General features: G+C 56.4%; 12 protein-coding genes and 1 pseudogene. 7 read left to right on the top strand and 6 right to left on the bottom strand.

All coding sequences use genetic code 11. The features are described 5' to 3' along the window. Window positions 1–7: 7 nt before the first annotated feature. Window positions 8–1,045 carry an AraC family transcriptional regulator gene (locus ACZ3HH_RS26335; protein WP_465809047.1) on the bottom strand — a complete coding sequence of 346 codons (1,038 nt, stop codon included), beginning with the start codon at window positions 1,043–1,045 and terminating at the stop codon, window positions 8–10. 257 nt (window positions 1,046–1,302) lie between these two features. On the opposite strand from ACZ3HH_RS26335, the gene phbB reads away from it, so the two are divergent. The 3 genes from phbB to phaC all read left to right on the top strand — a co-directional run bounded on the left by phbB (window position 1,303) and on the right by phaC (window position 5,073). Beyond that, the gene (gene phbB / locus ACZ3HH_RS26330) at window positions 1,303–2,049 is read left to right on the top strand and encodes an acetoacetyl-CoA reductase (protein ID WP_465809045.1); all 747 of its coding nucleotides are present in this window, start codon (window positions 1,303–1,305) and stop codon (window positions 2,047–2,049) included. A gap of 57 nt (window positions 2,050–2,106) precedes the next feature. Beyond that, window positions 2,107–3,285: an acetyl-CoA C-acetyltransferase gene (locus tag ACZ3HH_RS26325; RefSeq protein WP_465809043.1), complete on the top strand. Its 1,179-nt coding sequence runs from the start codon at window positions 2,107–2,109 to the stop codon at window positions 3,283–3,285. A gap of 87 nt (window positions 3,286–3,372) precedes the next feature. Further along, window positions 3,373–5,073 (top strand): class I poly(R)-hydroxyalkanoic acid synthase, encoded by a 1,701-nt coding sequence (gene phaC, locus ACZ3HH_RS26320; protein WP_465809041.1) that lies wholly within the window; start codon window positions 3,373–3,375, stop codon window positions 5,071–5,073. Between the two features lie 70 nt (window positions 5,074–5,143). On the opposite strand, the gene ACZ3HH_RS26315 is transcribed toward phaC, so the two are convergent. Then, a complete protein-coding gene (locus ACZ3HH_RS26315; RefSeq protein WP_052963513.1) occupies window positions 5,144–5,644 on the bottom strand; it encodes an Lrp/AsnC family transcriptional regulator in 501 nt (166 codons plus the stop codon). 120 nt (window positions 5,645–5,764) lie between these two features. Between ACZ3HH_RS26315 and ACZ3HH_RS26310 the strand changes: the two genes are divergently transcribed. From ACZ3HH_RS26310 to ACZ3HH_RS26300, 3 genes are all read left to right on the top strand, one after another. Continuing rightward, window positions 5,765–6,799, top strand: a complete 1,035-nt coding sequence (locus ACZ3HH_RS26310) for a histone deacetylase family protein (protein WP_465809039.1) — start codon at window positions 5,765–5,767, stop codon at window positions 6,797–6,799. A 53-nt stretch (window positions 6,800–6,852) separates the two neighbouring features. After that, window positions 6,853–7,923 carry an ornithine cyclodeaminase gene (locus ACZ3HH_RS26305; RefSeq protein ID WP_465809037.1) on the top strand — a complete coding sequence of 357 codons (1,071 nt, stop codon included), beginning with the start codon at window positions 6,853–6,855 and terminating at the stop codon, window positions 7,921–7,923. A gap of 171 nt (window positions 7,924–8,094) precedes the next feature. Continuing rightward, on the top strand, window positions 8,095–9,516 hold the full coding sequence (locus ACZ3HH_RS26300; protein ID WP_465809035.1) for an amino acid permease: 1,422 nt from the start codon (window positions 8,095–8,097) through the stop codon (window positions 9,514–9,516). A gap of 108 nt (window positions 9,517–9,624) precedes the next feature. Here ACZ3HH_RS26300 and ACZ3HH_RS26295 read toward each other — a convergent pair whose 3' ends face one another. From ACZ3HH_RS26295 to ACZ3HH_RS26280, 4 genes and pseudogenes are all read right to left on the bottom strand, one after another. Beyond that, window positions 9,625–9,966, bottom strand: a complete 342-nt coding sequence (locus ACZ3HH_RS26295) for a hypothetical protein (protein WP_460145973.1) — start codon at window positions 9,964–9,966, stop codon at window positions 9,625–9,627. Between the two features lie 151 nt (window positions 9,967–10,117). After that, window positions 10,118–10,210, bottom strand: a pseudogene (locus ACZ3HH_RS26290) (RidA family protein); the annotation flags it as partial. A 111-nt stretch (window positions 10,211–10,321) separates the two neighbouring features. Beyond that, complete coding sequence (locus tag ACZ3HH_RS26285; RefSeq protein WP_465809033.1) at window positions 10,322–11,863, bottom strand: sensor domain-containing diguanylate cyclase; 1,542 nt, start codon at window positions 11,861–11,863, stop codon at window positions 10,322–10,324. Between the two features lie 93 nt (window positions 11,864–11,956). Next, window positions 11,957–12,877, bottom strand: a complete 921-nt coding sequence (locus tag ACZ3HH_RS26280) for a LysR family transcriptional regulator (protein WP_465809031.1) — start codon at window positions 12,875–12,877, stop codon at window positions 11,957–11,959. Between the two features lie 141 nt (window positions 12,878–13,018). Between ACZ3HH_RS26280 and ACZ3HH_RS26275 the strand changes: the two genes are divergently transcribed. Continuing rightward, entirely contained in the window at window positions 13,019–13,399 is a 381-nt protein-coding gene (locus tag ACZ3HH_RS26275) for a DoxX family protein (RefSeq protein WP_465809029.1), read from the top strand. Window positions 13,400–13,410 lie beyond the last annotated feature (11 nt).

The raw sequence follows: 13,410 nt of genomic DNA, 5'->3' as shown, positions 1-13,410 counted from the left end.
GGCCGTGTCAGACCGGCATTGTCTCCTTGATCCCGAACGATTCATCGGCCCGATATTGACCGGGTGTCATGCCAAACCAGCGGCTGCAGGCTTTGTTGAAGCTGCTGTGATCATGAAAACCAAGGAGATAGGCCACATGCTTCATATTGAAGTGAGAATGGCGCAGATAAAAATCGGCCAATTGCCTGCGTACGGCATTCAGTACGTCCTTGAATTGGGTCCCGTCTTTTTCCAGGGCGCGTTGCAGTGTTCGCTTGCTGATGTTCAAGGCTGCAGCGATCGACTCCATGTCGCATTGCCCCTGCACCTGACTCAAGCGCTCGGTAACCAGCGCCCGAATCCTGCCGACAATGGAAAAACCAAATAACAGGTCCAGTTGCGCCTCGGCAAAGCTGTCATGCAGCACCGCCAACGCTTCATTGGCCATGCTCAAGGGGCGCTGCAACTCCTCCCCGTCGAACACAATGCTGTCGTAGGCCGCGTCGAAATGCAGGTCGCATCCAAACAGCCGACGGTGTTCAGAGGTGTCTTCAGGTTCGGGATAAGTGAAATCCACACTCAAGGGCTGCAGTGACTTGCTGCCCGCCAGCCAACGGCAAAACCCCAGCAGTGACGCCAATCCGGCATCACTGTATTGGCGTGGTTTGACCGAGCCGCTTTGTTGATGATCGAGTCCGGACAGTCGGTAGTTTTGCTGTTCCGGTAGAAGGAAAAGGCTGAATCCGGTGCCTATCAACGGACTGAAGCGAACCAGCCGTTCTAGCGCTTTTTTCAAATTGAGACTGGACATCATGGTGTAGCCGACGATCTGAAAAGTGCCGGGATTAAAGTTTCCGTAGGCTTTCAGACCGATGTCCAGATCACCCGAGGCCTGAGAAGCCAGGTCCCATAATCGATAGATCGCCCTGCGCTCGCAAAACGCTCCGGGTTTATTCGCGAGCTTCATGTCTAGTCCAGCCTCCCGACACAGACTGGCGACATCCAGTCCTTGAGCCGAGAGCGTATTCGCCAGCACGCTGGCATAACCTGAACTCATTCTGTACATGGCGTCCTCAATGACCTGTGGAACCGAACGTCCTGTCCGGAGCCATAACTGATCTGCAATGAATCAAAGACTAACGGGTTCTTCAGTCGCCAATATTGATCCCAGTATAGGTAACCCGCGTTTTTCGCCATCCGGCATTCACCGGAGCATGGCACCGTTGGACACCAGACAGTCACCTCTCAACACTTCCGCACGCCCGGTCAATACCGAACAATCCCCCCATCTTGCAACGCAAAACAAAGAAAGGAAGGGATTGTATGAAGTCGCTTGGTCGTATTGCGTTGGTCACGGGTGGTATGGGTGGGATTGGCACTGCGATAAGCCAACGCCTGTACAAGGAAGGATTCAAGGTCATCGTCGGCTGCAGCTCGGATTCCGCCCGCAAGAACGAATGGATCGCGAGCCAAATGGCGGCGGGGTATCAGTTCGAATGCATCTTCGGCGACATCACCGATTGGGAATCGACCCGCAAGGCCTTCGAGATGGCACGAGAGCAATTCGGCCCGATCGATGTGCTGGTCAATAACGCCGGCATCACTCGGGATGCATCCTTTCGCAAACTCACTCCAGAAGACTGGAACGCGGTGATCGGGACCAACCTCAGCGGCCTGTTCAACACCACCAAACAGGTGATTGAAGGCATGTTGGCCAAGGGCTGGGGAAGGGTCATCAACATCTCGTCGATCAACGGTCAGCGCGGCCAGTTCGGCCAGACCAATTACAGCGCGGCCAAAGCCGGTATCCATGGCTTCACCATGGCACTGGCCCGGGAAGTCTCGGGCAAGGGCGTGACCGTCAATACCGTATCGCCCGGCTACATCCAGACCAGCATGACCGCGGCCATCCGGCCGGACATTCTCGACACCATGATCGCAGCCACACCGGTCGGGCGCCTTGGCCAACCCGAAGAAATCGCTTCGATCGTCGCCTGGCTGGCGTCCGATGAATCGGCCTACAGCACCGGTGCCGACTTCTCGGTCAACGGCGGCATGAACATGCAGTAAGCCTGTCAGGGCATGGATGCCCTGCTCCCGCTCGACAGAATCCTAATGAGGTCATGCATGAACGAAGTCGTAATCGTTGCCGCTACTCGCACCGCCATTGGCAGTTTTCAAGGTTCACTGTCCGCCATTCCAGCCACCGAATTGGGCGCGGCGGTGATTCGTCGCCTGCTCGAACAGACCGGGATCGACGCCGCGCAGATTGATGAAGTCATCCTCGGCCAGGTGCTGACTGCAGGCTCGGGGCAAAACCCGGCACGCCAAACCGCAATCAAGGCCGGCCTGCCCCATACCACCCCTGCCCTGACCCTGAACAAAGTCTGCGGTTCAGGCCTCAAGGCGGTCCAGCTTGCGGTCCAGGCGATCCGTTGCGGCGACGCCGAACTGGTGATTGCCGGCGGTCAGGAAAACATGAGCCTGGCCCCCTATGTTCTGCCCAAGGCGCGCACTGGCCTGCGCCTGGGTCATGCGCAACTGCAAGACAGCGTGATTCAGGATGGTTTGTGGGATGCCTTCAACGACTACCACATGGGCATCACTGCCGAGAATCTGGCGAATCAATACAGCATCAGTCGCGAAGATCAGGACGCCTTCGCCGCAACCTCGCAACAGAAAGCCGCCGCGGCCGTCGAGGCGGGTTACTTCAAGGGTGAAATCACCCCGATCCTGATCCCCCAGCGCAAGGGCGAGCCGCTGGTCTTCGACACCGATGAACAGCCGCGTCCGGACAGCACGCTCCAGGCACTGGGCAACCTCAAACCCGCGTTCCAGAAAAACGGCAGCGTGACCGCGGGCAACTCGTCGACCCTCAATGACGGCGCCGCCGTGTTGATGCTGGCCAGCGCCGCCAAAGCCCTGGCTCTGGGCTTGCCGGTACTTGCGCGCATCAAGGCCTATGCCAGTGCCGGAGTGGACCCGTCGATCATGGGCATCGGCCCGGTGCCCGCTACCCGTCTGGTCTTGACGAAAGCCGGCTGGAACCTGGACGACCTGGACCTGATCGAAGCCAACGAAGCGTTCGCCGCGCAATCACTGGCCGTCGGCAAGGAACTGGGCTGGGACATGAACAAGGTCAATGTCAACGGTGGCGCCATTGCCCTCGGTCATCCGATCGGCGCGTCAGGCGCGCGGATTCTGGTGTCGCTGGTACATGAACTGATCCGTCGCGATGGCAAAAAAGGTCTGGCCACCTTGTGCATCGGTGGCGGCCAGGGCGTCAGCCTGGTCATCGAGCGTTAGAAACACAGGCTGAGTTGTCAGACGCGGCGCCGACGTCCGGCGCCGCGTTTTTTTCCGTCCGGTTTATTCATGTGGGCAAGGAGTTCCATGGACAACGCGCATACCTTAAACACACTCTGGTCGGGCCAAGTTCCGTTCATTGCATCCTTTGCAGTGCAACAACTAAGGCTCTGGGTCAGCACCAATCCCTGGTTTACCGGGCAGGACTACAACGCCTGGTTCGAGCTGCCACGCGAAGCCCTGGACAGCCTTCAATCGGACTATCAGCAACAATGGTGTGAACTCGGCCAGCGTCTGTTGACCGGTCAACCCTTCAGCTTCGAAGATCGGCGTTTCGCCAGCGGCAACTGGAGCCAACCGCTGTTCGGTTCCCTCGCGGCGTTTTATCTGCTCAATGCCGGCTTTCTGCTGAAGCTGCTCGATCAGCTGCCGATCGACGGCAAGAAACCGCGTCAACGCTTGCTCTATCTGGCGGAGCAAGCCATCGCCGCCGGCGCGCCGAGTAATTTTCTGGCCAGTAACCCCGATGCACTGCAACGGGTCGTGGACACCCAAGGAAGCAGCCTGCTCACAGGCCTGATGCACTTGGCCAGCGACCTGCAGGAAGGCAAGATGCGCCAGTGTGACGCCGGCGCGTTCAAAGTGGGTGTCGACCTGGCAAACACCCCCGGCGAAGTGGTCTTCGAGAACGAACTCTTCCAGCTCATCCAGTACTATCCGCAAAGCGAAACCCAGTACCGGCGCCCGGTGTTTATCGTTCCGCCATCGATCAACAAGTACTACATCCTCGACCTGCGCCCCGACAATTCGATGGTTCGCCACCTGCTGCTGCAAGGCCACCCGGTATTTCTGATGTCGTGGCGCAACTTCGACCAGGAACATGCCGGCACCACCTGGGATGACCTGATTGAAACCGGGATTATCAAAGGCCTGCAGCTGACCCGTGAAATCAGCGGTGAGCAACGGCCCAACTGCGTGGGTTTCTGCATTGGTGGCACGTTGTTGAGCTCGGCGCTGGCCGTGTTGGCGGCCCGTGGCGACAAAGAGATCGCCAGCGTGAGCCTGCTGACCACCTTCCTCGACTACCTCGATACCGGCCCCATCGACATCTTCGTCGACGAGCAACTGGTGGCTTATCGCGAGCGCACCATCGGCGGCCTCAACGGCCCCATCGGCCTGTTCAAGGGCGAGGACATGGGCAATACATTCTCGTTGCTGCGCCCCAATGACTTGTGGTGGAACTACAACGTCGACAAATACCTCAAGGGGCAGAAATCGATACCCCTTGACCTGCTGTTCTGGAACAACGACAGCACCAACCTGCCCGGGCCGATGTACTGCTGGTACCTGCGCCATACCTACCTGCAGAACGATCTGAAATCCGGCGAGCTGGATTGCTGCGGGGTCAAGCTGGACCTGCGCGCCATCGATGCCCCGGCGTACATCCTCGCCACCCATGACGACCACATCGTGCCATGGAAAAGCGCCTACGCCAGCACCGAGCTACTGTCTGGAACCAAGCGTTTCGTGCTCGGCGCCTCAGGGCATATCGCGGGGGTGATCAACCCACCGGCCAAGGAAAAACGTCATTACTGGACCAACAATCGCGCCACCAAGAATCCAGAAACCTGGTTCAAGAATGCCCAGCAGCATCCGGGTAGTTGGTGGAATGACTGGTTTGTCTGGCTGGCCGAACATGCCGGGGAACGCCAGCCTTCAGTGCTGAGCATGGGCAACGCGCAACATCCGGCACTTGAGTCGGCACCGGGGCGTTATGTGATGCAATAAGAGGAGCCAGTCCGGGTAGCCAGGCGCAGGGGAAATGAATTTCTCGGGCTGGACGCTTCAGAACGCCCGTTTACTGCTTTGTCCGCCCCGGAATGGCAATGCGACTGGTCGTTTTGACTTCACGCAACGCAAGACTTGACTGGATAGAGGCGATACCGAGTTGTCGCCTCAATACGCTCTCGACAAAGTCACTGTAGCTATCAAGATCCTGAGCCAACACTTGCAAAAGGTAATCGGCATCCCCGGTTATCTTGTGGCAGGACAATACCTCAGGAAGCTGCATGATGACGGCTTCAAAGGCTTCGGGGGTATGGTCGGTGTGCGTGGCAAAGCGAATATGCACGAACGCCATGATGTCCAGCCCCAACTTCCTTCGATCGAGGTTTGCCTGGTAATCCTTGATCACGCCCTCCTCTTCCAGTCTCTTGCGCCGCCTCCAGCATGGAGTAAGGCTTAGCGAGAGGCGCTCACTCAACTCGGCGTTGGAAATGCTGGCGTCCTCCTGCAACAAGGCAAGGATGGAAAGGTCGGTATCGTCAAGCAATGCGCGATGGGTATTTTTTTTCTGCATGGTGCCATCCACGGGAAAATAATCCCGATTACGCTAGCAGAGCGAGAACAAAAAGCAAAGAAAGTGCATCCGTACCAGAACAAACTATTGGCACTGGACCACCACGACGGATGCGTATAAATGCTTACAGTTTTCAGCGATTCCCATCGCTTGCACCATGGGACCGAATTGAAGGACGGCGTTCTCAAACCTTCTTTCGAACAGCCAAGCCGAGCGGATACCGTTCGCGACCGAGTCCAGCACGTTGGGCTCGGCGATATCATCGTCCCGCGAACGTTTGACCGGGCGTGCTACGTCAATGCACACAGTGAGCGCTATGTCTCCTTTCTGGAAACCGCGTGGTCCGAATGGACGGCAACAGGTCGGGAGCATGACGCCCTTCCCCTGGTCTGGCCGGTACGCGACTTGTCCAATGAACACGTCCCCGCGTTCATTGATGGCAAGCTCGGTTTCTTTGCCATGGATGCCGGCTCGCCGATCACCGCGACCACCTGGGAAGCCGTCAAAACCAGCGCGGACATTGCACTCACTGGACTGTCGTTGATCAACGAAGGCCACAACAGCGCCTTTGCCCTGTGTCGTCCACCCGGACACCACGCTGCTCGTGAATACATGGGAGGCTACTGCTACCTCAATAACGCGGCCATTGCCGCGCAACATGCACTGACTCAAGGTGCTAAACGTGTCGCGGTGCTCGACGTCGACTTCCATCATGGCAACGGGACGCAGAACATTTTCTACGATCGCAACGATGTGATGTTTGCTTCCCTGCATGGAGATCCGTCGGTTTCCTATCCTTATTACTCGGGTTTCAGTACCGAGTGTGGAGCCGGTGCCGGTGACGGTTATAACCTGAACTATCCGTTGCCGAAAAACACCACCTGGCATAGTTATCAAAACGCCTTGATCCACGCCTGTAAAAAACTTCGTCACTTCTCGCCTGAACTCTTAGTGATTTCCCTGGGCGTCGATACGTTCAAGGACGATCCGATCAGCCACTTTCTTCTTGAAAGCGAGGACTTCTTTGGCATGGGTGAAATCATCGCCACTGTCGGCGCGCCGACACTCTTCGTCATGGAAGGCGGATACATGGTCGATGAAATCGGCATCAATGCGGTCAATGTCCTTCATGGGTATGAGAGCAAACAATTCTAAGTTTCGGTGACCGAGACAACCTTCCTTGACTTGCAACCAAGAGATAAACACATATGACTCTATTTATAGACGTTGATCACGCCGCCACGCTTTTTGGCAAGATTGGAATCGGTCAGGCCATCACGCAAATGGCCAACTACATCAAGGCTGATTATTGCCGCTGGGCTGACTTTGATAAGTCCCCACGCATCGCCAATCACTCCATTTGCGGGGTGATCGAACTGATGCCGACTGACGACGGCAAACAGTATTCATTCAAATACGTAAACGGCCACCCAGGAAATGCTGGCAACAACTTACTGACAGTCATGGCCTTTGGGGTATTGGCGAACGTCGATAGCGGATACCCCGCCGTACTCAGCGAACTCACCCTGACCACCGCGGTTCGCACAGCGGCAACGTCCGCCCTGGTAGCCCAGTCCCTGGCACGCAAGGGTTCGACACGCATGGCCATTATCGGAAATGGCGCCCAGAGCGAATTCCAGGCCATTGCCTTTTATGAAATGCTCGGGATCAACGAGGTGCGGATATTTGATATCGACAGCGCTGCTTCATTGAAGCTGAAACAAAATCTGGAAAGCTATACCGGCATCAATGTCACCGTAGCCGCCTCGGTGCATGAAGCCGTCAAAGGCGTTGATATCATCACCACCGTCACCGCGGACAAGGCCTACGCGACAATCTTGACGCCCGACATGATCGAACCCGGCATGCATATCAACGCGGTTGGCGGTGACTGTCCCGGGAAAACCGAACTTCACGCCGATATCCTGCGCAACGCCCGGATCATTGTCGAGTTTGAACCGCAGACGCGCATTGAAGGCGACATTCAGCAACTGGACGCTGACCATCCTGTCATCGAATATTTCCGCATCGTTCGGGATAACGAACCAGGCCGGGAAAATGACACGCAAGTCACGGTGTTCGACTCGGTGGGATTTGCACTTGAAGACTTTTCTTCACTTCGTTATTTGCATGACCAAGCTAGAAAATACGCGATCGGTGAAAAAATCCATCTTGTACCCACGCCTGCCAATATCAAGAACCTGTATCAATTGATTGAGGAAAACCCTGATCTTTCATCGGCATCGCCTCCGCAAAAACAGCAGCTAGCAGCAAGTTAAGACAGACAATAGCTCGCTATCAAGTCAGGTGGCGAGCCACGAACACTTTACTGATTAACCGATACTGCAAACGTTTGAATAACCATCCTGATGTACGGCGAACTCACAACAATAAAACACACACTATTTCTCTGCCAAAACTCAAAAAACATAAAATCAAGAGGTTTTGTGATGAAATCAGATACGCATGAAATAACTGAACAACCCGCATTGCAGCGCACGCTTAGCAATCGCCACATTCAACTAATGGCCATGGGCGGCGCCATTGGTACGGGGCTGTTCATGGGCTCCGGCAAGATCATCGCCCTGTCCGGTACCTCGATCATACTTATCTACATGATCATCGGTCTTTTTGTTTACTTCGTCATGCGTGCCATGGGCGAGCTGCTTTTATCTAACCTGAACTTCAAAAGCTTTGCTGACTTTGCCGGGGCCTACCTCGGCCCTCGTGCGGCCTTCTTTCTCGGGTGGTCATACTGGTTGAGCTGGAGCGTGGCCGTTGTGGGAGATGCAGTGGTTGTTGGGGGGTTCTTTCAATACTGGTTCCCTGATGTACCGGCCTGGATCCCCGCCATCGGCATGATGCTCACGCTATTCGCCTTGAATGTGCTCACCGTCAAACTGTTCGGCGAGGTTGAATTCTGGTTCGCGATCATCAAGATAATCGCCGTCGTCGCGCTGATCTCCGTCAGTGTCCTGCTGATTGCCAGCTCCTTCGTCTCACCCACGGGAGTCACGGCTTCCCTGACGCACCTGCTGGACAAGCAGGCCGCCTTCCCCAACGGCCTGTTCGGCTTCTTCGCCGGCTTTCAGATGGCGATCTTTTCGTTCGCCGGTACGGAATTGATCGGCACCGCGGCCGCCGAAACCAAGTCGCCCGAAAAGACGTTGCCCAAAGCCATCAATTCCATACCGCTCAGGATCATCCTTTTTTATGTTCTGTCCCTGGTCTGCATTATCGCGGTGACCTCATGGCAGCAGGTATCGCCCAACAAAAGTCCTTTTGTCGAACTGTTCCTGATCGCGGGTTTTCCAGCGGCGGCCGGCATTGTGAACTTTGTGGTGCTGACCTCTGCGGCGTCATCCGCCAACAGCGGTGTCTTCTCGTCCAGCCGCATGTTGTTCGGCCTGGCTGACCTTGGCAGTGCACCCGGGATCTTCAGACGGCTATCGAAAAACAGTGTTCCACTCATCAGCCTGGCCTTCACGACCTTTCTGATGCTGCTGGGGGTGCTGCTGCTGTTTATCATCCCTGAAGTCATGACCGCCTTTACCATCGTGTCGACGGTGTCGGCCATCCTGGTGATCTTCACCTGGTCGACCATCCTGGCGTCCTACATCGCTTATCGCAAAGCAAGACCTGATCTTCATGCGCAATCGCGGTACAAAATGCCTGGAGGCGTGCCGATGGCGTGGTTCTCCCTCGCATTTCTCGCATTTGTGCTGTGCCTGCTTGCCCTTCGGCCAGACACCCGCCTTGCATTGTGCGTGATGCCTGCATGGTTCATTTGGTTGGCTATCGCTTACCAACTCTCGCATTTCAGGAGCAGGAACCAGGCCAGCCACGCGGCGGGGTCACTTCTCAAAGAATGATCCATTGCCGATCAAAACCTTCACGCAAAAAAAATCCCGTGACCGAATGAGTCACGGGACAAAAAATTGGTTGGTTGCGGCCAACCAAAGGAGCATTTTTAAAAGCGGTTACAGGCATTCCTGCGCGGCACGTTCGAAACTCGAAGGCATGAAGTTCGACGCCAGCAAGTGGCGCTCATACAAAAACACCTTGCCGCCATTCGGGGCTTTGTAGGCTTCGAGAACGTTGTCTGCCGCGACTTTGCTCGGCACCACGATCCGGTAACTGCGCTGGGTTTGCGAAACCGTCGGGTTCAGTGCGCTGTGCTGCAACTTCGGCACTACGCAGTCGGCGTACTCGGCAGGCGTTTTTTTCGTCTGAAAGGTCTGCGTCGGGTCGTTCGGCGCGGAGGCGCAACCGGCCAGCAGCAAGGAGGCGAAAGCCATGACAGGAACAAATAAAAGGCGCATCGGTGAAGTCCTGAAAATAAAAAGTCGGGGTCGTTGAGCAGCGTCTTCGATGGAAGCGATTTTCCAACTTTGCCCGACAAAGCAGAACTTGCGTTTCTTGATTGTCACTATTACTTGAACCGATAGTTGCGCCGCGCTATCGCTGGCCAGATCAGCTCCTGATGGTTTCAGGAAGCTTGGCAATCACCTTGATCTCGAACTGAAAACCATAGAGCCACGTTACGCCGACAGCAGTTATCTTCGGTGCTACCGACTTGCCCAGAAACGAATAGAAAACCATTGGACCGGATAGTCGGCGAGTAGCGATTGGCACAGCATGCGCCCATCATGGATCGACATAATTCGTGAGGCGATTTCAGTTCTTGCGATCGATGACGAGGGGGATGCCCTGCTCGGCCGCGCTGTTCAGCCGATTTCTACCCTGAGACTTTGCCGAGTAAAGCGCGCGGTCTGCACGATCGATCAGCGCCTTTTCATCATGGTCGCTATCGTCGGCGACATAAGTTGCCACCCCCAGGCTGGCGGTCACGATACCGAACGGGCTCGACAGGTGCGCAAGTCGCTCGGCAGCGATACCCGACAGGATCGCCTCGGCAACCGTGCGGGCTCCTGATTCGTCCGTACTGGGCATCACAACGGCGATTTCTTCTCCGCCATAGCGAGCAGTCATGTCACCCGGGCGACGTACGCAGTGCTTGATCGCCTGGCAGATGACGCGCAGGCATTCATCTCCGGCGAGATGCCCGTAGTGATCGTTGTAGCGTTTGAAAAAATCCACATCGATCAGGATCAGTGACAAAGGGCTTCCAAGTCGCTTGGCGCGTTTGAATTCGATATCCAGAAACTGATCGAAATGACGGCGGTTGGCGAGACCGGTGAGTTTGTCTTCACTGGCGAGAATCTCCAGTGTCTGGTTAAGCTCGATCAGCGCGGTCTGGGTGACAAGCAATTTGTTCTCCGCCCGAATCCGCCGGCTGATGTGGGAAATCAACCTGCGCCCCAACGCGACCAAGAGTCCCAGCAGCAACAACACTACAGCGACAGACTGTTTTGTCTGACTCAACCACGCTTGCATCGCCTCGTCCTGCCCCACCGCTACCGTCGTCACGAAGGGATATTGATCGCTTCTCTTGAACGCATAGAGGCGATGGACTCCATCGACTTTCGAAGCAAAGTCCACGGTGCCTGATGAGGTGTTGCGCAAATATTCGGAAAATATTGGCGCGCGAGACAGGTCACGACCGATGTCTTCCACCTGAAAGGGATACCTCACCAGCAGGCGCCCTTCGGATGAGGTCAGACTGATCGCGCCGAATTGCCCCACGTGAATGCTTCGATAAAGTTTGAGGAAATGCTCGAGACTGATAGTTGCGGCGATCACCCCGGCAAAACTTCCATCTGGATGATCGATGCGTCGACTGACCGAAATCACCCAGGCGCAAGTGGCACGGCTGAGAATCGCCGGGCCGATAAATATGCCGCGATCCGGAGTGTCGCGGTGATGCTGGAAGAACGCACGATCGGCGTTGTTGCTATTGGGTGAAAACGGCCGGTTGGTCGAGAATACCCAGTCCCCTTGGGCGTCATACAGCACCACGCTATTCAATTGCGGGAGTGCATCCATCTCTTGCTCAATCAACATGCCCAGCCGTTCTAGCTGCTGCGGGCTGCTGCCGTCTTTCTCGATCCTTTCTGTCAGGCCCAGCAGTAGCACTTCACTTTGCTTGAAGGTGCCCTCGGTGTAAGTGTTGAGTGCATGGGTCAGATTCAATGTGTCGGTTCTGATATCACTCAAAGTGTTCTGTCGGGCTGTCCATATCTGCCAGGCCGTCAGCAGCACCACCGATACACACACCAGGAAGATCAGGAAAGTGGCAAGTCGAAGATCGCGTTTCAAGGGAGTACCGGGCGGTTGAATACACATGCGTCAAAGGCTTGCGCATTATAGAGGGCTTTCGCACAGCACTGCTGATGTATGGACAGGTTAGACCTACCGAATGTGGCCTTGCGCCGGGAATGCCTCCTCCCTCAGTTTCTCCATCACCAGCTCAATGAAAGCCGATACCGCCAACGGCAGATGCTGTCGGCTGGGGTAAAGCACGTGCAAGCCAAAGCCTGCGCGCTGGTAGTGTGGCAGCACCCGTACCAGTCGCCCCGCCTGGAGATCGAGCCTGGCAATCGTCGGCGGTAGCAGCGCGATGCCCAGACCGGCCACTGTAGCCTTGCGCAGCGCCTGAGCCGTGTTGCCGTTAAAACGGCTGGCGATTTGCACCTCTTCCTCCACGCCATCTGGCCGGGCAAGACGCCAAGTGGTTAAACCACTGGGGTGGCCGAAGCTCACGCAATCGTGATTCACCAGATCCTGCAGCGTACCGGGCATACCGCGCGCAGCAATGTAGGCAGGACTCGCCACCAGCCCCTCGCTGCCTGCGCCGAAGAGCTGACGCCCGACGTAGCCTGAGTCTTGCAGAGGGCCACCGCGAAACGCGACATCGATCCGCTCGGCGATCAAATCGGCACGGGCATCACTGAGCACGAAATCAAGCCGCACCCGAGGATAAGCAGCGAGAAAATCGACCACCCACTCCATCGGGAAGAAGTCGAAGAAGTCCGCCGTCGCCGCAATACGCACCAAGCCGCTGGGTTCCTGGCTGCCCGTCATTAACTCATGCCCGGCCTCGATCAGCCCGTCCACCGCACCCACACAGCGCTCGTGAAAAGCCTGCCCGGCATAGGTGAGTGTCAGCTTGCGCGTGGAGCGTTGCAGCAGCCGGGTGTCGAGTTGCGCCTCGAGCTGCTGGACACGCCGGCTTACGGTGTTGGGCGGCATGCCCAGCCGCCGCGCCGCTTCGGCAAAGCTGCCGCTGCGGACCACTTGGACAAACAAGGCAATGTCATTCAAGTCGAGCATAAAGCGATAATTCCGTCAAAAAATGGACGAGACCAATCCAATTGTGCCATCTAATCAACCAATCCGGACACGCTTATCCTCCTTGCATCGTTGCAGTTAGCCCTTTAACTGCGCAAACCACAGGCAAGGACATCGTTTTCCATGACTAATACCTCATCCCTCTCCCCTATGCAGAAACGCATCCTTTGGGGCGTTCGCATTTTTCTGGCCTTGACGTTCGCCGCGGCCGGCATCGCCAAACTGGCCGGCGTGCCGCAAATGATCCAGGTGTTCGACGCGGTCGGTGTTGGTCAATGGTTCCGCTACCTGACCGGTGCCATTGAGGTGGTTGGCGCTGTATTGCTGCTGATCCCTGTCACGGGCTTTTTCGCCGGGTTGCTGCTGACGGCGACCATGGCTGGCGCCTTGGTCACGCATCTCTTCGTGATTGGCGGCAATCCCGCCCCTGCCCTGGTGCTGCTGACAATGTCTGCCTTCGCAGCCTGGCGGCAGAAACCCGTGGCCTGGCTCGTAGCGCGCTGAACCATGGGAAC

This window comes from Pseudomonas sp. PME37.24/025 (genome assembly GCF_055556615.1).
This window is presented reverse-complemented; position numbering and strand designations above follow the sequence as displayed.